The sequence below is a fragment of the Micromonospora sp. NPDC005252 genome, from assembly GCF_042872475.1.
Classification (GTDB): Bacteria; Actinomycetota; Actinomycetes; order Mycobacteriales; family Micromonosporaceae; genus Micromonospora.
Genome location: NZ_JBIAKN010000006.1, coordinates 57,858 through 79,395, shown reverse-complemented (window position 1 = coordinate 79,395; position 21,538 = coordinate 57,858). Strand labels below are relative to the sequence as shown.

The 21,538-nt window shown below is 70.3% G+C and carries 19 protein-coding genes; 4 read left to right on the top strand and 15 right to left on the bottom strand.

Features of this window, described 5'->3' with window-relative positions:
- Nucleotides 1-13: 13 nt before the first annotated feature.
- The 4 genes from ACFYPH_RS18905 to ACFYPH_RS18890 all read right to left on the bottom strand — a co-directional run bounded on the left by ACFYPH_RS18905 (nt 14) and on the right by ACFYPH_RS18890 (nt 5,396).
- Nucleotides 14-1,021: an RNA polymerase subunit sigma-70 gene (locus ACFYPH_RS18905; RefSeq protein ID WP_354863155.1), complete on the bottom strand. Its 1,008-nt coding sequence runs from the start codon at nt 1,019-1,021 to the stop codon at nt 14-16.
- A gap of 172 nt (nt 1,022-1,193) precedes the next feature.
- Complete coding sequence (locus tag ACFYPH_RS18900; protein ID WP_355067919.1) at nt 1,194-2,918, bottom strand: glycerol-3-phosphate dehydrogenase/oxidase; 1,725 nt, start codon at nt 2,916-2,918, stop codon at nt 1,194-1,196.
- Nucleotides 2,919-2,997: 79 nt separating this feature from the next.
- Nucleotides 2,998-4,515 carry a glycerol kinase GlpK gene (glpK, locus tag ACFYPH_RS18895; RefSeq protein WP_387183280.1) on the bottom strand — a complete coding sequence of 506 codons (1,518 nt, stop codon included), beginning with the start codon at nt 4,513-4,515 and terminating at the stop codon, nt 2,998-3,000.
- Between the two features lie 47 nt (nt 4,516-4,562).
- Nucleotides 4,563-5,396 carry an MIP/aquaporin family protein gene (locus ACFYPH_RS18890; RefSeq protein ID WP_355067915.1) on the bottom strand — a complete coding sequence of 278 codons (834 nt, stop codon included), beginning with the start codon at nt 5,394-5,396 and terminating at the stop codon, nt 4,563-4,565.
- A gap of 190 nt (nt 5,397-5,586) precedes the next feature.
- Here ACFYPH_RS18890 and ACFYPH_RS18885 point away from each other — a divergent pair, with 190 nt between their 5' ends.
- The 3 genes from ACFYPH_RS18885 (at nt 5,587) to ACFYPH_RS18875 (ending at nt 8,891) form a co-directional block, all read left to right on the top strand.
- The gene (locus ACFYPH_RS18885; protein ID WP_354862546.1) at nt 5,587-6,354 is read left to right on the top strand and encodes an IclR family transcriptional regulator; all 768 of its coding nucleotides are present in this window, start codon (nt 5,587-5,589) and stop codon (nt 6,352-6,354) included.
- Between the two features lie 42 nt (nt 6,355-6,396).
- Nucleotides 6,397-7,920, top strand: a complete 1,524-nt coding sequence (gene glpK, locus ACFYPH_RS18880) for a glycerol kinase GlpK (protein ID WP_387183276.1) — start codon at nt 6,397-6,399, stop codon at nt 7,918-7,920.
- Between the two features lie 458 nt (nt 7,921-8,378).
- A complete protein-coding gene (locus ACFYPH_RS18875; protein ID WP_355067912.1) occupies nt 8,379-8,891 on the top strand; it encodes a hypothetical protein in 513 nt (170 codons plus the stop codon).
- A gap of 173 nt (nt 8,892-9,064) precedes the next feature.
- Here ACFYPH_RS18875 and ACFYPH_RS18870 read toward each other — a convergent pair whose 3' ends face one another.
- Genes ACFYPH_RS18870 through ACFYPH_RS18855 form a run of 4 tightly spaced genes read right to left on the bottom strand, consistent with a single transcriptional unit; the run spans nt 9,065 to nt 13,565 of the window.
- Nucleotides 9,065-9,730: a TcmI family type II polyketide cyclase gene (locus ACFYPH_RS18870; RefSeq protein WP_354862540.1), complete on the bottom strand. Its 666-nt coding sequence runs from the start codon at nt 9,728-9,730 to the stop codon at nt 9,065-9,067.
- Between the two features lie 27 nt (nt 9,731-9,757).
- A complete protein-coding gene (locus tag ACFYPH_RS18865) occupies nt 9,758-10,984 on the bottom strand; it encodes a cytochrome P450 (RefSeq protein WP_355067910.1) in 1,227 nt (408 codons plus the stop codon).
- Nucleotides 10,981-11,292: a putative quinol monooxygenase gene (locus tag ACFYPH_RS18860; protein ID WP_387183272.1), complete on the bottom strand. Its 312-nt coding sequence runs from the start codon at nt 11,290-11,292 to the stop codon at nt 10,981-10,983. Before ACFYPH_RS18860 ends, ACFYPH_RS18865 begins: the two co-directional genes overlap by 4 nt.
- 5 nt (nt 11,293-11,297) lie before the next feature.
- Nucleotides 11,298-13,565, bottom strand: coding sequence for an FAD-dependent oxidoreductase (locus ACFYPH_RS18855; RefSeq protein WP_387183269.1), 2,268 nt, complete (start codon nt 13,563-13,565; stop codon nt 11,298-11,300).
- 279 nt (nt 13,566-13,844) lie between these two features.
- Here ACFYPH_RS18855 and ACFYPH_RS18850 point away from each other — a divergent pair, with 279 nt between their 5' ends.
- The gene (locus ACFYPH_RS18850) at nt 13,845-14,231 is read left to right on the top strand and encodes an AEC family transporter (protein ID WP_355067906.1); all 387 of its coding nucleotides are present in this window, start codon (nt 13,845-13,847) and stop codon (nt 14,229-14,231) included.
- Between the two features lie 219 nt (nt 14,232-14,450).
- On the opposite strand, the gene ACFYPH_RS18845 is transcribed toward ACFYPH_RS18850, so the two are convergent.
- The 7 genes from ACFYPH_RS18845 to ACFYPH_RS18815 form a co-directional block, all read right to left on the bottom strand.
- Nucleotides 14,451-15,101, bottom strand: a complete 651-nt coding sequence (locus ACFYPH_RS18845) for a hypothetical protein (protein ID WP_387183266.1) — start codon at nt 15,099-15,101, stop codon at nt 14,451-14,453.
- A gap of 116 nt (nt 15,102-15,217) precedes the next feature.
- Nucleotides 15,218-15,919 (bottom strand): hypothetical protein, encoded by a 702-nt coding sequence (locus ACFYPH_RS18840; RefSeq protein ID WP_387183263.1) that lies wholly within the window; start codon nt 15,917-15,919, stop codon nt 15,218-15,220.
- 713 nt (nt 15,920-16,632) lie between these two features.
- Nucleotides 16,633-17,664, bottom strand: coding sequence for a 4-hydroxy-2-oxovalerate aldolase (gene dmpG, locus ACFYPH_RS18835; RefSeq protein WP_355067901.1), 1,032 nt, complete (start codon nt 17,662-17,664; stop codon nt 16,633-16,635).
- 29 nt (nt 17,665-17,693) lie between these two features.
- Nucleotides 17,694-18,656, bottom strand: coding sequence for an acetaldehyde dehydrogenase (acetylating) (locus ACFYPH_RS18830; protein WP_363939210.1), 963 nt, complete (start codon nt 18,654-18,656; stop codon nt 17,694-17,696).
- The gene (locus ACFYPH_RS18825) at nt 18,653-19,474 is read right to left on the bottom strand and encodes a 2-keto-4-pentenoate hydratase (protein ID WP_387183259.1); all 822 of its coding nucleotides are present in this window, start codon (nt 19,472-19,474) and stop codon (nt 18,653-18,655) included. Before ACFYPH_RS18825 ends, ACFYPH_RS18830 begins: the two co-directional genes overlap by 4 nt.
- Before the next feature lie 196 nt (nt 19,475-19,670).
- The gene (locus ACFYPH_RS18820) at nt 19,671-20,270 is read right to left on the bottom strand and encodes a cysteine hydrolase (RefSeq protein WP_354862576.1); all 600 of its coding nucleotides are present in this window, start codon (nt 20,268-20,270) and stop codon (nt 19,671-19,673) included.
- A gap of 10 nt (nt 20,271-20,280) precedes the next feature.
- Entirely contained in the window at nt 20,281-21,501 is a 1,221-nt protein-coding gene (locus ACFYPH_RS18815; protein ID WP_387183256.1) for an alcohol dehydrogenase catalytic domain-containing protein, read from the bottom strand.
- Nucleotides 21,502-21,538: the final 37 nt, after the last annotated feature.

The window sequence follows — 21,538 nt, the reverse complement described above, 5'->3', positions numbered from 1 at the left end:
CGGACTCGCCTGATCACAGTGTCGGAGGCAGGCCCAGCCATGGTTTGTCGGTGGCGTCGAATCCGGTGAGCTCGGCGATCCTCCCGTCGACGATGTGCAGGACCGCGATGGTAAACAGCCGGTACTCCGGGTCGTCGGGGGTGCGGAGGTACAGCGCGGCGGCCGGCATGCGGTTGATCGTCGTGGTGATACCGCGCCAGTCGTCGTAGCCGCGTTGAAAGAGCCCATGGGAGACCCAGCCGTCCACCGCTTCCCTGGCCGTCGTGGTCACGGTGCCCGGATCGGGCAGCATCGCGAAACGCAGGTCGTCGCGCAGTAGGGACGTCAGCCCGTCGAGGTCGTTGCGCTCATGGGCCTCGATGTACGACTTCACCGCGCCGCGCTCGTCATTCGACAGCTCGTGGGTGGCGGGGCTCCGCCAGTCGAGACGGCGGTCGGGCAGCTGCTCGCGCATCGTCACACGGGCCCGCTGCAGTGCGCTGGTCACCGATGCGACGGTCAGCTCAAGGGCGTCGGCGGCTTTCGACGCCGGCCAGCCGAGGACGTCGCGCAGGATGAACACCGCCCGCTGCCGCGGCGGCAGGTGCTGGACGGCGATGATGAACGCCAGCTCGATCGTCTCCCGCGCCACCACCGATTCCAGCGGGTCCTCGGGGAGCATCCGGTCGGGGTACGGCTGCAGGTACAGCAGCTCGGAGTCGGGGTTCGGCAGCTCGAACGGTACGGGTGTGCGGTCGTTGCGCTTCTCCAGGAAGTCGAGGCAGGCGTTCGTCGCGATCCGGTACAGCCAGGTCCGCACGGCCGCGTGGCCCCTGAACGACTCCCGCTTCTTCCACGCTCGCAGGAACGTCTCCTGCGTCATGTCCTGGGCGTCCTCGTAGTTCGCGAGCATCCGGTAACAGTGCACCTGCAGCTCACGCCGGTGGCGCTCCGTGATGAGTGCAAACCGCGCCGTGTCGCCTGAGTGGACCGCCGCGATGAACGCGGCCTCGGTGGCGCTTAGCGGTCTGGCGTCGGTCATGGTCGTTGATCCTTCCACCGGTGCGTGAGTGCTAAAGGAACCGACGACGTGGCGGAGGATTTCTGATCGGTGAAGCCGCCGACACCTAGGGCCGCGTCGGCGCGCCTTTGACCGGCGGAGAACAAAGACGAGTGCCAGGACCAGCTGGTGCGGGCACACCGCCGGAGCCCGCTCAGGTCGCCACGGCAACCGCCGGCACCACGTCGGGCGCGTCCAGCCGGAAGGCGTCGGCCGCCGCGTCGTCGGGCTGCTCGTGCGCGGCCCGCTCGGCCCGGACCCGCGCGACGTAGTGCGCCACCTCCCGGTCGACCCGCTCGTCGTCCCAGCCAAGGACCGGCGCCATCAGCGTCGCCGCCGGCCGGGCGGCCATCAGGCCCCGGTCGAAGCTCTCGATCGAGATGTGGGTACGCCGGGTCAGCACGTCCTCCAGGTGCAGCGCCCCCTCGGCGGACGCCGCGTAGACGACCTCCACCCGCAGGTAGTCCTCCGCGCCGTCGAGCGGCTCGCCGAGCGTGGGGTCCTCCCGCAGCAGCGCCAGCACCTCGTCGACGGCGGCGCCGTAGCGCCGCAGCAGGTGCTCCACGCGCTCGGTGTGCAGGCCGGACTGCTGCGCCAGCCGGCGGCGCTGGTTCCACCGGGCGACGTAGCCCTCCGCCCCCAGCAGGGGCACCCGGTCGGTGCACGAGGCGGCCACCGCGCCGCCGAGGCCGCGCACCGCCTCGTCGACCGCGTCGCGCGCCATCACCCGGTACGTCGTGTACTTGCCGCCGGCCACCACCACGAGTCCGGGCGCCGGACTGACCACGGTGTGCTCCCGCGACAGCTTGGCGGTCGCGTCGGACTCTCCGGACAGCAGCGGGCGCAGGCCGGCGTACACGCCCTCGACGTCGTCGCGGGTCAGCGGGGTGGCCAGCACCGCGTTGACGCGCTCCAGCAGGTAGTCGATGTCCCGGCTGGTCGCCGCCGGATGCGCCTTGTCCAGGTCCCAGTCGGTGTCGGTGGTGCCGACCAGCCAGTGCCGGCCCCACGGGATCACGAACAGCACGCTGGACTCGGTGCGCAGGATCAGGCCGGTGCTGGACCGGATCCGGTCGCGCGGCACCACGAGGTGGATGCCCTTGGAGGCGCGGACCTGGAACTGGCCCCGCTCACCGACGAGGGCCTGGGTGTCGTCGGTCCACACCCCCGTGGCGTTGATGACCTGCCGGGCGCGCACCTCGAACACCCGGTCGGTCTCCAGGTCGTGCACCCGCGCGCCGGTAACCCGGGCGCCCTCGCGCAGGAAACCCACGACGCGGGCCCGCGACAGCGGGTACGCCCCGTGCGCGGCGGCGGTGCGGACGAGGAAGGTCACCAGCCGGGCATCGTCGACCTGGGCGTCGTAGTACTGCAGAGCGCCGACCAGCGACTCGGGCCGCAGCGACGGGCAGGCGCGCAGCGCCCCGCGGCGGCTCAGGTGCCGGTGGGTCGGCACGCCGCGCGCGTGGCGGCCGGACAGGCTCATCGTGTCGTAGAGCAGCACGCCGGCGCCGGCGTACAACCGTTCCCAGCCCCGGTGGCGCAGCGGGTAGAGGAACGGCACCGGGCGGACCAGGTGCGGGGCGAGCCGCTGCAGGAGCAGGCCCCGCTCGCGCAGGGCCTCGCGGACCAGCCCGAAGTCGAGCATCTCCAGGTAGCGCAGGCCACCGTGGATGAGTTTGCTGGACCGGCTCGACGTACCGCTGGCCCAGTCGCCGGCCTCGATGAGCCCGACCGACAGACCTCGGGTGACGGCGTCGAGAGCGCAGCCGGCGCCGGTGACGCCGCCGCCGATCACCAGGACGTCCAGTTCCTGGCCGCTGCCGAGGGCGGCCAGGGACCGCTCGCGGGCGGCCGGTGACAGTGTCGCGGAAAGCATCCGTCTTCTCTCTCCTGAGGAGGGTGGAGCGGCCGGCGACGGGCGCCGGCCGCCCGGATCCTTGAGGGGGGGTGGGGCGTCAGTCGACGTCGACCCAGTCGAGGGTGCGCTGGACCGCCTTCTTCCACCGGCCGTAGCCGTTCTCGCGCTGCTCCGGCGACCAGCCCGGCTGCCAGCGCCGGCTCTCGTTCCAGTTCTCGCGCAGCTCGTCGGTGTTCTTCCAGAAGCCGACGGCGAGGCCGGCGGCGTACGCCGCGCCGAGGGCGGTGGTCTCGGCGACCACCGGCCGGCTGACCGGTACGCCGAGGATGTCCGCCTGCATCTGCATGCACAGGTCGTTGACGGTGACGCCGCCGTCGACCTTGAGGCACTCCAGGTGCACCCCGGAGTCCTGCTCCATGGCGTCGGCCACGTCCCGGCTCTGGTAGCAGATGGACTCCAGAGTGGCCCGGGCGATGTGGGCGTCGGTGTTGAACCGGGAGAGGCCGACGATCGCGCCACGGGCGTCGGAGCGCCAGTACGGTGCGAACAGGCCGGAGAACGCGGGCACGAAGTACACCCCGCCGCTGTCCTCGACCTGGCGGGCCAGGATCTCGCTCTGCGCGGCGGTACTGATGATCTTGAGCTGGTCGCGCAGCCACTGCACGGCCGAGCCGGTGACCGCGATCGAGCCTTCGAGCGCGTACACCGGGGCGTCGTTGCCGAACTGGTAGCACACCGTGGTGAGCAGCCCGGCCTTCGACCGCACGATCTCCGTGCCGGTGTTGAGGAGCATGAAGTTGCCCGTGCCGTAGGTGTTCTTCGCCTCACCCGGGGCGAAGCAGACCTGCCCGACCGTGGCGGCCTGCTGGTCGCCCAGGTCGCCGGTGATCGGGACCCGGCCGGCGAACGGGCCGTGCTGCCGGGTGCTGCCGTACGAGCGGGGGTCGGACGACGGCCGGATCTCCGGCAGCATGGCGCGAGGGATGTCGAAGAAGGACAGCAGCTCGTCGTCCCAGTCCAGCGTCTCCAGGTTCATCAGCATGGTGCGACTGGCGTTGGTCGGGTCGGTGACGTGCACCCCGTCCTCGACGCCACCGGTGAGGTTCCACAGCAGCCAGGAGTCGGTGTTGCCGAAGACGGCCTCGCCGCGCTCGGCGGCCTCCCGGACCCCGTCGAGGTTCTCGAGGATCCACTGGATCTTCCCGCCGGAGAAGTACGTCGCCGGAGGCAGGCCGGCCTTGCGTCGGATGACGTCGCCCTTGCCCTCGCGTTCCAGGGCCGAGGCGATGCGGTCGGTACGGGTGTCCTGCCAGACGATGGCGTTGTAGTAGGGCCGGCCGGTCCGGCGGTTCCACACCACGGTGGTCTCGCGCTGGTTGGTGATGCCGAGCGCGGCCAGATCGGAGGCGGTCAGGCCACGGGCGTTCATCGCGGTCTGGATGACCGTCTGGGTCCGCTCCCAGATCTCGACTGGGTTGTGCTCCACCCAGCCGGCCTGCGGCAGGATCTGCTGGTGTTCGAGCTGGTGGCGGCCGACCTCGTTGCCGCCGTGGTCAAAGATCATGAAGCGGGTGCTGGTGGTGCCCTGGTCGACCGCGCCGACGAAGTCAGCCATTCGGGTGTCTCCTTCTGTGTCCGTCGTAAGGATTCGGGTCGGCGATGTCAGATGCGGGCGAGCTCGTCCTCGGCCGAGGTCTTCTCGGTGGCCAGGGCGCCCGGCTCCAACTCGTCCTCGCTGGGCAGGAAGCGGCCGATGATCAGCTCGTAGAGGCCGGCGCCGATGATGCCACCGACGAGCGGCCCGACGATCGGCACCCAGAAGTACGGATAACCGCTGGTGTCCTGGAAGGCCGTTTCGTAACCGGTCAGGAACGAGGCGAGGCGGGGGCCGAAGTCGCGGGCGGGGTTGATGGCGTAGCCGGCGTTGGCGGCGAAGGCCATGCCGATCGCCACCACGATCAGGCCGACGATCAGCGGGGCGAGGTTGCCGGCGGGCAGCGAGTTACGCGCGTCGGTGACGGCCAGGACGAGGAACAGCAGGATGGCCGTGCCGATGATCTGGTCACGCAGCGCGCCCCACTCGCTCACGCCGGCACCGGGCAGGGTGGAGAAGACGCCCTGACTCTTGCTGGTCAGGCCCGGGTCGAACCGGGACAGCACCTCGCTGTAGTTCCAGCGGATGAGCAGGGCCGCGACGAACGCGCCAGCGGTCTGGGCCAGGGCGTACGGCATCACCTTGCGCCAGGAGAAGCCCTTGAAGACCGCCAGGGCGACGGTGACCGCGGGGTTGAGGTGCGCGCCGCTGATGCGGCCCGCCACGTACACGCCGAGCGTGACGCCGAGACCCCAGGCCCAGGCGATGCTGTCGAACTCCCCGGTTCCCGCCGCGGCCACCTGGGCGACCACGCCCACGCCGAACAGGATGAGAATCGCGGTGCCGGCGAACTCGGCGGCCAACTCGCCAACGAGCCCGGGCGCTTTCAACCGTTGCGCCATCTTGCCTCCAAAAACGGTGGGGGTGGCAGCCCTCCCCTCGGGGGAAGTGGAGGGTCGGTCGGTGACGCCGCGGTGCAGTAACGTCACTGTGCGGTGAACCGTAGGAAACCCTCGGTGCCGGGTCAACGAACCTCGGTCGACAATGCCGAACACTGTTGCGGCCGCCAAAACGCGATTAGCATTCCGCCCCATGCCGGGTCAGGTGCAGTCCATCACGCGGGCCGCGGCGATCCTCCGCCTGCTGGCCAGCAGCTCCGGCCGCCTCGGCATCGGGGAGATCGCCCGCTCTCTCGACCTGGCCAAAGGCACCGCGCACGGTATCGTCCGCACGCTCCAGGACGTCGGCTTCGTGGAGCAGGACAAGACCTCCGGCAAGTACCAGCTCGGGGCGGCCCTGCTGCACCTGGGCACCAGCTACCTCGACGTCAACGAACTGCGCTCACGCTCCATCAACTGGGCCGACCCGCTGGCCGCGCGCAGCGGCGAGGCCGTCCGCATCGGCACCCTGTTGGACGGCAAGGTGCTGGTGGTCCACCACGTCTTCCGGCCCGACGACACCCTGCAGACCCTCGACGTCGGGTCCCTGCTGCCCCCACACGCCACCGCGCTCGGCAAGGTCCTGCTCGCCTACGACGTCGGCGCCGCCAACGCGGTCATGCAGGGCGAACCCGAGCCGTACACCCGGCGCACCCTGGTCACCGCCCGGACCCTCAGCCGGGCGCTGACCGCGATCCGGGACAACGGCTGGGGCGCCGAGATCGAGGAGATGACCCTCGGCGAGGCCGGTATCGCCGCGCCCATCCGCGGCTACGGCGGCCTCGTCGTGGGCGCGATCGGGCTCTCCGGCCCGGTCGACCGCGTCTGCGACGCGCAGCGCCACCCCCGCCCGACGCTCGTCGCGTACGTCCGCGACGCCGCACGCGCGGTGTCCCGGGACCTCGGCGCGGCGCGCTGGTGATCCGTCCACCCTGCACCGCCATCCGCCCAGAGAGGACGAGGAATGACTGACAGCTACGTCGTCTCCATCGACCAGGGCACCACCTCGACCCGCTGCATCGTGTTCGACCGCCGGGGCAACCTCGTCTCCGTGGCGCAGCGGGAGCACCAGCAGCACTTCCCCCGGCCCGGCTGGGTGGAACACGACGCGCTGGAGATCTGGCGCAACGTCGGCAAGGTGGTGCCCAGGGCCCTCGCCCAGGCCGGCATCGTCGCGGGCCAGGTCGCCGCGATCGGCATCGCCAACCAGCGGGAGAGCACAGTGGTGTGGGACCGGCGAACCGGCGTCCCGGTGGCGCCGGCGATCATCTGGCAGGACACCCGCACCGACACACTGGTGGAGACGCTGGCCCGGGCACCCGGCGCCGAGGACCTCCGGCAACACTGTGGGCTGCCGCTGGCCACGTACTTCTCCGGCCCCAAGCTGCGCTGGCTGCTCGACCACACGCCCGGGCTGTACGAGCGGGCCGAGCGCGGCGAGGTGCTCTTCGGGACGATGGAAAGCTGGCTGATCTGGAACCTCACCGGCGGCCCGGACGGCGGTCTGCACCTGACCGACGTCACCAACGCCAGCCGGACCATGCTGATGGACCTTCGCGCGCTCGGCTGGCACCCGGACTCGCTGGCCTTCTTCGGCATCCCGGCCGCCATGCTGCCCGAGATCCGCTCCTCGTCAGAGGTGTACGGCACCGCGACCGCCGTCCTGCCCGGCGTGCGGATCGCAGCGGCGCTCGGCGACCAGCAGGCCGCCCTGTTCGGCCAGACCTGCTTCGCGCCGGGCGACGCCAAGTGCACCTACGGCACGGGCAGCTTTCTGCTGCTCAACACCGGCACGGAGCCGGTGCACTCCAGCCACGGGCTGCTCACCACCGTCGGCTACCAGATCGGCGGGCAGCCGGCCGTCTACGCCCTCGAAGGCTCCATCGCGATCACCGGGTCCCTGGTGCAGTGGTTCCGCGACCGGCTGGAGCTGATCAGTTCGGCGCCGGAGATCGAGACCCTCGCCCGCACTGTGGACGACAACGGCGGCTGCTACATCGTGCCGGCCTTCTCCGGGCTGTTCGCGCCGCACTGGCGCAGCGAGGCGCGCGGCGTGATCGTCGGGCTCACCTCGTACATCACCAAGGGGCACCTGGCCCGCGCGGTGCTGGAGGCCACCGGCTGGCAGACCCGCGAGGTGGTCGACGCGATGAACGCCGACTCCGGCCTGGAGTTGACGGCGCTGCGGGTGGACGGCGGGATGACCGCCAACAACCTGCTGATGCAGTTCGTCGCCGACGTGGTCGCGGTGCCCGTGGTGCGCCCGATGGTCGCCGAGACGGTCTCCCTCGGCGCGGCGTACGCCGCCGGGCTGGCGGTCGGCTACTGGCCCGACCTGGAGGGGCTGCGCAGCAACTGGCACCCCGCCGCCCGCTGGGTGCCCAAGATGGACAACGCCGTGCGGGCCGAGGAACGGGAGAACTGGCAGCGCGCGGTGGAGCGCACCTTCGGCTGGATCAAGCCCGAGGCCCGGGCCGCCAACGAATGACCTTCGGGGGCCACCTCATCGATACGCCGATCCCCCATGCCTGCACCACCCGATTCCCGTTCGAGCCGTACGCCCGAGGATTAAACGGCGACACCGCGGCGGCCACCACTGGCACGTACTCGGCGAACGTCGGGGCTAGCGGACGGGCCGGCCCTACCTCCAGCCCGGCCGGCGACGGTCTGGCTCACGCCGCCTCACCGCCCGCCACGGCGGCGTGCACCCGCACTCCATGGGTGCAACTGCACCTCGGCTACCTCTGCCCGGAACCGGTCCGGTCGGGGACGTTCTCGACGCAGACCAACCTTCGCCGCCCGCGGACCGACACGTGCGAGCACTACGGCACCCGTCGTCCACAGTCACCACGCGCCCCGCATCCAGCTCCAGACCTAGGGCTCCGTGCTCGTCGGCCCTCTAATTGATCCGACCCGTCCGACCAGGGCTGGTAGCGTGCGCCGAACATGAAGATCATGGGGGAAACATCGATGAACCGAACTCGACTCGTCCTGACTGGCTCGGCCGTTGCGGCGGCAATCGCGCTGTCCGGCTGCGATCCGCAGCCCGAATCTGCGGGCACTGCAACCTCGCCGTCCCCGGCGGCCTCGAGCGCCGCCCCGACCGGTAGTGCGGCCACCACCGCGACCAGCACCGCGGCCAACGACGCGGCCACAGTGAAGGCCTGCGCCGACATCAAGAAGGACATCAAGGACAACGCGGCTAAGGTCACCAAGGCCGAGAAGATCGGCCCGCCAGCCGGACACTTCGCGGTCAGTGCCCAGTGGGCCGCCGGCTCGGTCGCGATCCTGGCGCACTCGATGGGCGCCAACGAGGCAGTCACCGCCGCCAGCGAAAAAATCCAGAACGAGATGATGGGCCTGAGCGACGCGTACAACAAGTCCGCCGGCGCCAAGCCCAGCAAAAAGGCCCTGGAAGCCGCTATCAAGGAGCTGGACACCGCCTGCTCGGCCACCTGACCGGTTCGACCACGCAATCGGCGGTGACCCTCACCCGGACGGTCACCGCCGATTCGCGTGTCCGTGCGGCCTGCCGCACTGGTCGCGATGGACGACGCCGCCCGTCACACCCCGTACGCCTCGGCTTCAGCCCGGCGTACGGGGGTGCGACGAATAGTGGTTTCGGCGCGGGTTCAGTCCTGCGCGCGCCAACGGTAGAAGACGGTCGCGACCTGGTCCTGCGGGCCGTGGCAGAGGTCCGGCCGGTACGGCTCCACGTAGGGGCCGAGATCCTGCATCACCTTGCCGAAGGCCGGCTTCTCGGCGTGCTGGTCCCGGGTCGCCTCGGCCGCCGACGACTCCTGCTCCAGCAGGTGCACGTAGACATCGTCGATGGAGTAGAGCCAGCGTCCGGTGACACCCAGGTCGGTCGGGAGCGACCCGGCGTCCGACTCGCCGAACACCCGGGCCACGTCCGGCTCGGCGCCCGGCTTGATCCGCCCCACGATCACGGTGAGCGTGGTGTCCTCGGGCGGCTCGCCCTCCGGCGCCCAGTGGTAGAACTCCTTGGCCACCGAGTCCGACGGGTTCTTCCAGTAGCGCGGGTACGGCGTCACGTACGGGCCGATCTCCTCGGCGATCTTCTGGAAGGCGGGCAGCCCGCGCGTCTGCCCGGAGATCCGCGGGTCCTGCTCGCGCTCGATCACGTGCAGGTAGAGGTCGTGGTGCGACAGCAGGTACCGGCCGATGACGCCGAGATCCTGGGGCCGGGTGGCCTGGTCGTAGTGGCCGAAGACGTTGCCGACGATCTCGTCGCTGCCGGGGACCATGTGGCAGACGATCACGTTCCGGAAGACCATGACGTGCTCCTTGGCTGGGTAGGCGGGCTAGACGGTGAAGGTGATCGGCAGTTCCAGCAGGCCGCGGAAGGGCGAGGCGGCGGGCAGTCGGCGCACCTCGGCGAGCGGGACGGCAAGCCGCAGCCCGGGCAGCCGGCGCAGCAGCGCGGAGAGCGCGAGCAGCGCCTCCATCCGGGCCAGCGAGACGCCCAGGCAGTAGTGCACGCCGTGGCCGAAGCCGAGGTGCGGGCCCCGGACCCGGCGCAGGTCGAGCCGGTCGGGGTCGGTGAAGTGGGCGGGGTCGTGGTTCGCCGCGTTGATCGCCACCCCGACGATCGCGCCGCGCGGGATGCGTACCCCCTGGTATTCGACGTCCTCGGTGGCGATGCGCGGGCTGGCCACCGGCAGCGGGCCGTCGAACCGCAGCAGCTCCTCGATCGCGGTCGGCAGCAGCCTCGGCGTGGTCCGCAGCAGCTCCCACTGCTCCGGGTGGGTGAGCAGCGCCAGCACCGCGTTGCCGAGGAAGTCGGCGGTGGTCTGGTGGCCGGCGAACAGCAGTAGGAACGTGGTGGTGACCAGCTCCGCCTCGGACAGCGTGTGGTCCCGGTCGACCGCGTCCACCAGCGCGCCGATGATGTCGTCGGCCGGGTCGTCGCGCTTGGCCCGGACCAGGTCGGCCAGGTAGTGGTGCAGCCGCAGCTGGGCCTCCTGCACCGCCGCCCGTTCCTCGGCCGGGGGTCGGCTGGTCGAGCCGGAGGTGCGGATCACCTGGGTCCAGTCGAGCACCCGGTCGTGGTCGACCGGCGGCACGCCGAGCAGCTCACAGATGACCGTCATCGGCAGCGGGATGGCGAAGTCCCGCATCAGGTCCGCCTCGCCCTGCGGCACCATCTTGTCGATCAGCTGGTCGACGATCGCGGCCACCCGGGGCCGCAACGCCTCGATCCGCCGCGGCGCGAACGCCTGTGACACCACCCGGCGCAGGCGGGTGTGCTCGGGCGGGTCGGAGTTGAGCATGTTGCGGTTCAGGCCCTCCGAGTTCGGGCCGAAGATCCGCAGGTAGTGCTGGTCGGGCCCGTAGAGGTCCTTGGACAGCCGCGGGTCGGTCAGCGCCGTGCGCGCGTCGTCGAAGCTGGTGATCAGCCACGAGTCGAACCGGGGCGAGCCGACCGGGCAGACCGGCCGCTCGGCACGCAGCCGGGCGAAGGTGGGATAGGGATTGGCCGCGAACGCCTCCGTGTACAGCTCGCTCGCCGGCACCACGTCGTCGGTCATCGGGCCTCCCCCGGCTCGCTGTTCACAGTGTGCAGCACCTGGTAGGTGTGTCGTTCGGCGGACTCGCGCAGCTCCCGGACCACGCGCAGCAGCCGGTCCCGGTGCGCGCTGCGGCCGAAGGCGTCCAGCCGCTCCCGGTCCGCCCAGTCGCTGATGACCAGATAGCTGCTCGGGTCGTCGGCGTCGCGGACCAAGTCCTGGTGCAGGCAGCCGTCCAGGGTGCGGATCTCCTCGGCGGCGGCGCGCCACTCCGCCTCGAAGCGCTCCTCGCACCCCTGCCGGGTCCGCATCGCCAGCACCGTGCGCACCCGGCTCACCGCGCGCCGCCGAAGACCAGGTGCAGGTGCTTGCGCAGCGCGTCGGCGTCGACCGGGGCGCCGCGGAAGCCGACGTGCCCGTCCGGACGGATCAGGTAGAGCCCGGTGCCGGCCAGGCCGTACCCGGCGCGGAACCGGCGGTCGCCGTCGCGCAGCACCGGCGGGTCGGCCAGGCGCGGCTCGGCGACGTCCGGGTCGAGCAGCAGGTACGCGTCGAGTTCCCCGCCCGCCTGCCGCCGCGCGTCGGCGCATAGGTCGGCGAACCCGGCCAGCTCCGTCGCGCCGGCCGTGGCGTCGGCGTAGAGCAGCAGCGTGTGCCGGGTGCCCCGGGTCAGGTCCCGCAGCCGCAGCGGATGCCCGACGCCGCGCCGGCGCAGACCCTCGACGTCCGGCGCGCGGTCGCCGGGACGGGGCGCGTCACCGAGCCCGGCCGGGTCGGAGACGGTCTCCCCGACCAGTGGGCTGCCGGCGTAGCTGAGCAGCAGGGACATCTCCTGGAGGAACTGCCGTTCCAGGTCGGCCCGGTCCAGTTCCTCGGTGCCGGCCAGCCGCACCGCGCGGCCGACGATCTCCTCGCCCTCCGGGCGCCGCTCGGCCTCGTAGCTGTCCAGCAGTCCGGGGGCGGCCAGCCCGCGTACCGCCAGGGCCAGTTTCCAGGCCAGGTTCCAGGCGTCCTGGATGCCGGTGTTCATGCCCTGGCCGCCGGCCGGCGGGTGCAGGTGGGCGGCGTCGCCGGCGACGAAGACCCGGCCGTGGCGGTAGCGGTCGACGATGCCGTGGCTGATCCGGAACACCGACGACCAGCGCAGGTTCGTCGCCCGGGTGCCGGGCGGGGCGAGGCGGTCGAGGGCGGCCTGCACGTCGTCGAGGGTCGGCTCGCCGAGTTCCTCGCTGAAGCCGGGCGGGGCGTCCTGCCCGCCGGTCCGGGCGAAGAACCGGGGTGGGGCCAGGGTGGCGATGCGGTAGCGGTGTTCGCCGCGCAGCGGCACACAGACCAGCATCCCGTCCATCCCCCCGTCGGTGGTGTGCAGGAAGCGCAGCAGGTGACCGTCGGGCATGTCCCAGTCCACGTCGACGTCCACCAGCATGAACAGCTGCGGGAACTGGCCCAGCCCGCCGGTGAAGGTGAGGCCGAGCCGGTCCCGGACCCGGCTGTGCGCGCCGTCGCAGCCGATTAGGTACGCCGCGCGTACGGTCTCGGTGGCGCCGTCGGCGGTGCGCACGGTGGCGGTCACGCCGTCCGCGTCCTGGGTGAAATCCACCAGTTCGGCGCCGCGCCGCGGGCGCACCCCGAGCGTGGCCAGCCGGGCGGTGAGGATGCGTTCGGTCTCGTACTGGGGCAGGCCGAGGTGGTCGTAGGGCAGGCCGGGCAGCTCCCAGCTCATCCGGTGGGTCTGCTCGCCGTTGACGAAGACCATGTTGCCGGTGAGCCAGATGCCGGCGTCCATCGCCTCCCGCACGACGCCCTGCTCCTCCCAGATCTCCATGGTGCGGCAGTGCACGCCGATCGCCTTGTCGGCCTGCCCGGCCGGGGTCGCCCGCTTGTCGATCACCCGGCAGTCGATGCCGCGCCGGGCCAGCTCGACGGCGGCGGTCAGCCCGGTCGGGCCCGCCCCGACGACCAGTACGTCCGTTGTCCTCTGCACATCGGCCTCCCTGCCTGTGGTGTCGAGTCGCCGGCCGTCCCCACCGGGCACGACGTGGAACAGGCGGCGTCGGATGTCGAGAAGGAACGGTGCGATCGGCCCGGCCTGCGCCGAGGCGTGAGCCGGGTCGCCGATCCAGTCGAGGAACTCGGCCGCGGTGTCCCACTCGGCGAAGATGTGGTACACGTCCGAGCCGGGTTCGCGGAGCAGCTGCTCACGCCGGTAGCCCGGCACGGCGGTCATCCGCCGCACCACCTCGGGGTAGCCGCGATGGAAATCGGCGAGCCGGGCGCTCGGCACGGTCAGCTCCACGTCCACGTAGACCGGGCCGGTCCCGTCGCCGGTCTCGACCATCGGCGGGTAGTCGGGCGGGCCGGCCGGTTCGGTCAGCGGCCGGAGCAGGTCGGACAGGCGGGCGGCCACCGGCCCGTCCCGGTAGGCGCGCAGCGCCTCCTCGTCGGCCCACTCGGTGACCACGACGAAGCCGTACGGGTCCAGCGCGTCCCGCAGCAGCTCGTGCCGGAGGCCGCCGGGGAGCGCGCCGAGCTGTCCGGCGACGTCCTCCCAGGCCGGCCCCACCGCGGGCGCGCAGCCGGGCCGCGCTCGCAGCCGGAGCATCGTCCTGATCATGCCGCCCCCTCGCACCGTGCCGTCCTCGTGCCGCGACCCTGCCAGAGTCCGCGTCACCCGGTCGTCACCGGCGGCCCGGGCGGTGTGGCCGTGCGGTGACGCGGCCGGAACGCCATCCCCTCCCGGCAAGCCGCCGTCATGTAACTATCTGCTTGGGCATGACTCCTTACGACTTGGATACCCGTGCCTGGCAGGCCCGGCGCTTGGGTAGCTGTCCCGGCCCGCCGACATGTTTTCTCGGTCCTAACGGGATGCGAGGCTGAACGCGTGGCTCCCCGATCGACGTACACGTGGGCAACCCCCGGCCGCCCGGTACGCACCGTGGACACGTCGGCCGTCCTGGTCGCGCTCGGCGCGTCGCTGCACCGCACGGCGCCGTCGCGAGCAGAGCCGACCAAGCTCGAGCTGGCCGTGATCACCGCGCTGAAGCTCGTCGCACAGCCGGTCATCGCGTACGCGGCCGGGCTGGCCCTGCACCTGTCGGCGCCACAGTTGCTCGCCGTGGTGGTGTGCGCGGGCCTGCCGACAGCGCAGAACACGTTCATCTTCGGCCAGGAGTACGGCGTCGGCGAGGCGGTGGCCAACCGGGCGGTGGTGGTGACCACGACGCTGTCGCTGGGCACCCTGGCCGCGGCGGCGGCGCTGCTCGGGTAGGTCCGCCGGCTGACTCGTTCAGCAATCCTGGTGAGTCACGCCGACCATGGCGCTGGCGGACACGTCTGCGGCCACGATCATCGCCTGGTGATGTAGCGAGCGATCTTGAGTGAGAGTGGACGGACGGCTGTTGCGCCATGTCGGCGGCAGATCCGGATACCTGTGAGCCGTGGGTCTCGGCTAACGACACACGGGCGGTAGGAGAAATCCGCGATTGGATCAGACGTTGTCGGTCCAGGGTTTCCCGACGCCCGCGCGTGACACGCTGCGCCCACCTGGCAGGTCAAGAACATCGATGAGGCTGGGGTCCTCGTCGACGGCATGATGCAGGTGCCCGACTTTGCCGTTGCTGCCGCTCGCGTCGGTGGCTCCGACCAACTGCCAGACCCCGTCGTCCGCATCGTGACTGACGAACAAGACAGGCTCATGACGTTCGAACACCTCACGGGTCTGGACACAGACCGTGCCAAGCAACCAGTGCCGCATCCACCAGGCTCGCCGGTCGTGCTCCATGACATGGTCGGTGACCCACCAAACGAACGGCAGGTCCTCGTGGGCACGCGACTGCTCCGCGGTCAGGTCCGGGCCGCCCTGCGGGACCCGCTCAAACGGCTCGTCGACCAGGGAGAACGCATGACCACCGTCGTTCACGAAGACGACGGCGTGGAAGGTGCCACCACCCGGATTGCCGACACCAATCCCAACGGACAGTCGGGCGACATGCGGGTCCGAGCCGGTGGTCCAGCCGAACGCGTACGAAGCCAACTCCCCACGCGGCCCCACGAACTCGCCGAATGCCCGCCGGTCCATGCCGCTGGCATCGGCCGTCGGCACCTCAACGAACGCACCCTCGAGCACCTGGATATCCACGCCGGCAACCTATCCGATCGCGCACATCAACCCGCAGTCGCACGCCTCGATGCCGCAGATCCGGATGTCCGCCGTACGCGACCGTCGTCGCGCTGGCGACCGGCCGCACCTCGAGATCAGGTTCTGTCGCGGTGACGGCGGGCTTCGATGTCGCGCAACACGTCCGGGTCCCATTGGCTGGCGTTCCAGTCGTCGCTGGTCGGAGTGGGCGACAACGGCCACGCCGGGTCCTGCCCGGTGACGGCTGAGTAGTGTCCGGCGACGACGCGGTCGACGTGGGCGATCAGCCGCAGAACCCGCCTTCGGCTGTGCAGCACGCCGCCGATCAGCGCGGCGGCTCCGACGGTACGCAGGGCTGCCTGGCCGAACAGGACGGGCGGGGCGGTTCGGTCGACGGCCAACCAGGCCGTGGCGGCGCTCAAGACGACGCAGGAGGAGAAGACGCGTATGCCCCAGTGGCGGCTGTACGAGCGGCCCGAGGAGCCGTGCGCCTCGGCGATCTGACGAGTGCCGCGGCCCCAGATCAGTCCGCTGATCCCCAGGCCGATGACGGCGACGATCAGAGTCAGGTTGGCCAGGACGTAACCGATCGCCGCCCCGGTTCCGGACGGGGGCAGCGGGCGGGCACGGTCGCTCACGGCGCTGCCGAGGATCGCTGCGGCGATCGCGGCTAGGGCGAAGAGAATGGCGAAACCGGCTACGAACCAGGTCGCGATGTCCCAACCCGCTGTCCTGGGCGCGGGTGGAGGTGTCGAGGACCGGCACGTATGGCCTTGGCCGGGACCTTCGAGTTCGGTTCCGCATTTCGTGCAGTGCAAAGTGTTCCCCTCAGCGGCGCGACCAAGCCTCTGCCAGGCCAGATGAGCTGGGTGTCGCGCATCTTCCCGCACAGGACGGAGGGCCCGCCGGGTTCGGTGCCTAGCGGATCATGCCCGGTCGGCGCCGGTCCGGCGACCCCGAATCCCGCTGCTCGTCCTCGCCCCGGTTCCGCGCGGGTTGCCCGATGCCGCACAGGTGTCGGGTTGCTGCCGGTAGGGACAGTTTCTCGACGGCGACGTTGGCAACTCATAGCCGCCACCAGCACGGCTGCACGAGCATCAGCTCAGGCGGAACCGCCCCCCGATGTTCGCCATGCGCGTGGATGCTTCGTGTCGTCGTCTGCCGATTCGCAAGGATCGGTTGATCTCGCGAATCTCCACAAATACTGGTGTCCGAGGGCGACGAGCACCGCCACCACGGTCGCCTACTGGCGCCGCCGCGGCCCTCATCTGCACCCGGCGGACATCGCCGTACGGATCGGCAAGTCCGAACGCACCGTCGGCCGCTACTGGTCGCGACCGGCCACAAACCGCACTTCCCACGTCAACGGGCGCCTTGCTGACAGCCTCCGCCGCTGACACCACCGGCCGGCCCTGTTTTGGCCCGACGACCACATCCGCTGGCAGGTCCCCGACTGCGATCCGCTGCGGGGGAATGGCGGACCATGGCGTTTTAGCACCGTACAGCGGCGGACACCATCCCCGGGCGAGACTCAGCTCGCCGCGCGAGAGGCCAACAGGTCGAGCGCGATGTCGACGATCATGTCCTCCTGTCCGCCGACGAGTTGCCGCTTACCGACCTCGAGCAGGATGGTGCGTACGTCGATGCCGTAGTGCTTCGAGGCTGCCTCGGCGTGCCGGAGGAAGCTTGAGTAGACGCCGGCGTATCCGAGGGTGAGGGTCTCGCGGTCCACGCGTACCGGGCGGTCCTGGAGCGGCCGGACGAGGTCGTCGGCGGCGTCCTGGAGCGCGAAAAGGTCGCAGCGGTGGGTCCATCCGTGCAGGTTGGCCACGGCGATGAACGGCTCGATGGGGCAGTTGCCAGCTCCGGCACCATGACCGGCCAGAGAGGCATCGACGCGGGTCACGCCCTCCTCGACTGCTACGACCGAGTTGGCCACCGACAGCGAAAGGTTCTCGTGGGCGTGGATGCCGATCTCGGTCTGGGGGTCGAGGACGTCCCGGTAGGCGCGGATCCGCTCGCGTACACCGTTCATGGTGAGGCGACCGCCTGAGTCGGTGACGTAGACGCAGTGCGCTCCGTAGGACTCCATGAGCTTCGCCTGCTTCGCCAGCTCGTCGGCCGGGGCCATGTGGCTCATCATCAGGAAGCCTGAGACGTCCATGCCGAGGTCGCGGGCGTGGGCGATGTGCTGGGCGGATACGTCGGCCTCGGTGCAGTGGGTCGCGACCCGCACCGAGCGGACGCCGAGCCGGTAGGCCTGCTCGAGTTCTGCGACCGTGCCGATGCCGGGCAGCAGCAGGGTAGTGAGAGTGGCGGTTTTGATGTTGTCGGCCGCGGCCTCGATCCACTCCCAGTCGCTGTTCGACCCGGGGCCGTAGTTGAGTGACCCCCCGGCGAGGCCGTCACCGTGGGCGACCTCGATCGCGTCGACGCCTGCGGCATCGAGGGCGGCGACGATTTTCGCGACGTCGTCCGGCGAGACCCGGTGGCGCACGGCGTGCATTCCATCGCGCAGGGTGACGTCCTGAATGTACAGATTCACGGGGGCGGAGCCGGTCATGGCGTTGGTCTCTCGGTCGGCAGGGGTCGTCAACGGGTCACCTCACGGGCGACCTTGGTGGTGAGGCGGGCGGCGATGGCCTCCGCGGTACGGAGCGCGGCGGAGGTCATGATGTCGAGGTTGCCGGCGTAGGCGGGCAGGTAGTGCGCTGCGCCCTCGACTTCGAGGAACACCGTTACTTTGGTCGTCGCCGGTCCGGCGCCCGTGGGTAGCAGCGTGTGCACCGGCTCGTCGTCCGGGATGGAGGTGAACTGAACCTCCTGCTTCAGGCGGTAGCCAGGCACGTACGCCGCGACCTGCTTGACCATGTCCGCCACTGAGGAGCGGATCGCGTTGTGGTCGGCGTCACCGATGAGCGCGAAGACGGTGTCGCGCATGATCAGCGGGGGTTCGGCAGGGTTCAGGATGATCACGGCCTTGCCGCGCAGGGCGCCGCCGACCCTCTCGATCGCTGCCCTGGTGGTCTCGGTGAACTCGTCGATGTTCGCGCGTGTGCCCGGCCCGGCGGAGCGGGACGAGATCGAGGCGACGATTTCGGCGTAGGGGACCGGTGTGACGCTGGAGATGGCGTGCACGATCGGGATGGTGGCCTGGCCACCGCAGGTGACCATGTTGACGTTGGCGACGTCGCTGTCGAGGTGTTCATCGAGGTTGACCGGAGGCACTACGTACGGGCCGATCGCAGCGGGGGTGAGATCGACTATCTTCTTGCCGTAGGGGGCAAGCTTCCTGGCATTGACCACGTGCGCGGAGGCGGAAGTGGCGTCGAAGACGATCTCGATGTCGTCGAAGCCGTCCATCGCGATCAGCCCGTCCACGCCCTCGTGGGTGGTGGGCACGCCTAGCCGTCGGGCTCGAGCCAGACCGTCGGATTCCGGGTCGATGCCGACCATCACGCCCATCTGGAGGGTTTCGGAGAGTCGCAGCACTTTGACCATCAGGTCCGTGCCGATATTGCCGGAGCCGATCACGGCCACCTTGATCTTGCTCATCGCATTTCCTTCGCCGAGAACGTGGCGGTCACGGTGCCGAGGGAGGAGATCTCGGCTCGGACCCTGGCGCCGGTGGGAGTGGCAACCATCGGGCCGAGCGCGCCGGAGAGTACGACCTGGCCGGCACGCAACGGCTCGCCGAGCTCACGGGTGGTACGAGCCAACCAGAGCAGCGCGTTGAGCGGATCGCCGAGGCACGCGGCGCCGTAGCCCTCGGACACCAGGTCGTCGTCGACGTACATCCGCATCGTGACGTCGACCGGCTCGAAGTCGGTGAGCGTCACCCGCTGCGAGCCGAGCACGTAGAGCCCGCTGGAAGCGTTGTCGGCGACGGTATCGGTGATGCGGATGTCCCAGTCCGCCACCCGGCTGTCGACGATCTCCAGCGCGGCGACGGCGTAGTCAACCGCGGCACGGACGACGTCGACCGACAAGTTCTCGGAGTTGAGGTCCGCTCCCAGTACGAACGCGATCTCCGCTTCCGCCTTGGCCTGGAGCAGTCGCCCACTCGGGATTACGGGCAGGTGGGAGACATCCATGTCGTCGAACAGCACCCCGAAGTCGGGCCGGTCCACCCCCAGCTGCTGCTGTACGGCGGGAGAGGTGAGGCCGATCTTGCGGCCGACGATACGCGCGCCTGCAGCGAGCCGGTTTCTGGTGAGTCGCTGCTGTACCGCGTAGGCCAGCTCCATGTCGCTGTCACCGAGCAGGTCACGCACCGGCTCGCACGGCGTGCCGTTGCGCGCTGCGGATTCGAGCCGGTCGGCCGCCTGAGTGATGGCGGCGGCCCGATCGGTGCTTGTGGGTATCTGGGTCATCTGTGTCCTCGTGTCGGGTCGCCGCCGAGGACTCGGGCAGGCCCGCAGCCGGGCTACCGCTGTCATCGGTACGACGTGCGATGGGCGGACGCGTCCGGTGTCTGCTGTGGAGCGTCGGGGTCTCCGGAAATGCGGCAGGCATGGCCGGAGACCCCGAAGATGGCGCGCGCGGGCGATTCGCTGGCGCGCCGAGCGGTCAAGACAGCTGAGAGGTGAACTCGTCAACGGTTGCGACGGCGGCGAACAGCCCCATCGAGCCCAGAGATGCTTCGTGGGCGCCAGCGTCCGCGGCGGATGACGCGTCCGAAAGGACCACGGTGTGGTAGCCGAGGTCGGCGGCCTGTCGCACGGCGCCTTCGACAGATGCGTTGGTTGCGACGCCGCACACGATGACGTTCTCGATTCCGCGCTCGGTGAGGAGGTCGGCCAGTGCGGAGTCGGTGAACGGGCCCGGTCGCTTGTGCGTGATGACCACGTCGGAGTCGGTGACCGTGAGGTCGGGAACGAGGGCTGCGCCCTCCGTGCCGTCCTTGAGACAGCCTGCCTGCGCCACCATCTGCAGCAGCGGAAGCGTGGGGTTCAGGTCGGAGTGATCGGGTGCGAACGCGATACGCAGCGGAACCACGACTCCGCCCCTGTCGCGCAGGTGCTCTGCCGCGGCGTTGACCTTCGTGATGACGTCGCGGGCGGTGTACTCGGCAGAGAAGATCGTCCCGAAGGCGGTCCCCTCCGTGACGATGTCGTGCTGGAGGTGGACGATGAGAAGCGCGGTTTTGGACGCGTTGAGCTGGTTCATCAGTGGGTCCTCACTTGTGGGGCTGGACGATGACGCTGGCGAATCCGCCGTCGCGGTGGTTGGCCGCCGCCTGCACGGCCTCGTTGGCCTGCTCGAGCGGGAAGTGGTAGGCGTCGAGGTGGCTCAGGTCGAGAGTGCCCGCAGCCGCCATCCGGGCCATGTCCTCGCCCTCGGCGGTGGTGAACCACAGGGACCCGATGATGCTGATGTGCATGGTCATGAGCCGGTACATGGGGATGGGGAGGTCCTCGGGCATGGCGCCGATGCTGACCATCCGGCCTCCACGGCGCAGCGCCCAGATTCCAGCCATCGTCACGTCAGCCGTCGCGGTGTCACCGGTGGCGTCGAGGAACACGTCGACGCCGCGTCCATCCGTGTGGGACCGGACCCACTCACCAACCTCCTGCTCGCCGAAGGAGAGGACCTTGATGCGTGCCGGGTCGATCTGACGGACCCGCTCCAAGCGCTCCTTGTTGCGCGCCACGGCGAAGATCTGGGTTGCCCCCATGGCGCGCGCCAGGAGGACGGCGTTGACGCCGAGAGTCCCGGTCGCACCGTGGATCAGGACGCTACTGCCGGCGCGGACGTCGCCCTTGCGTAGGCCGCTGTAGGCCGTGCCCAGGTAGCCGAAGCGCGTGGCGTGGTCGAGCGGAACGTTCTCCGGGATGACGATGACGTTCTTGACTGGCGCCTTCACGTACTCCGCAAGCCCGCCGTACGGATAGTCCTTGTGGATCTCGGCGGAATCCGGTCCGAAGCCGAAGTAGCCCATGAAGGTGTAGGCCGGGTCGTTCATCGGCTCGCCGTTGCGGGCGGCCCACGAGTCCCCGGAATCCAGGCCCGGGTTGATGTAGACCCGGTCGCCGGGCTTGAGGTTGCGTACCCGGGAACCGACCTCCGTGATGACGCCGGCGCTGTCCATGCCGAAGACAGCAGGCAGCTGCGGCAGGGGGAGGAAGGGCTTGACTGTCGGGTAGGTGTTGATGACGTTGCGCAGGTTCTGGACGATGGCCGCCGCCTCGACGCGGACAATCACGTCCTGGTCACCCGGGACCGGCTTCTCAATCTCGTCGATCTGGAACTTGCCGCCGACTTCGTGCAGCCGCGCGGCTCGCATCGTTGCCATGTTCGGACTCCTCACAGGTAGCGTTCGGCAGCCTCCCGGGAACGGGGCCGCCGGAGATTGGCATGCCACATCGTGGCACGAGGTGATCGCTACCACAACCGCCACCTTGCAAAAGCTCCTTCATGCGGCACCCGGTATGGAC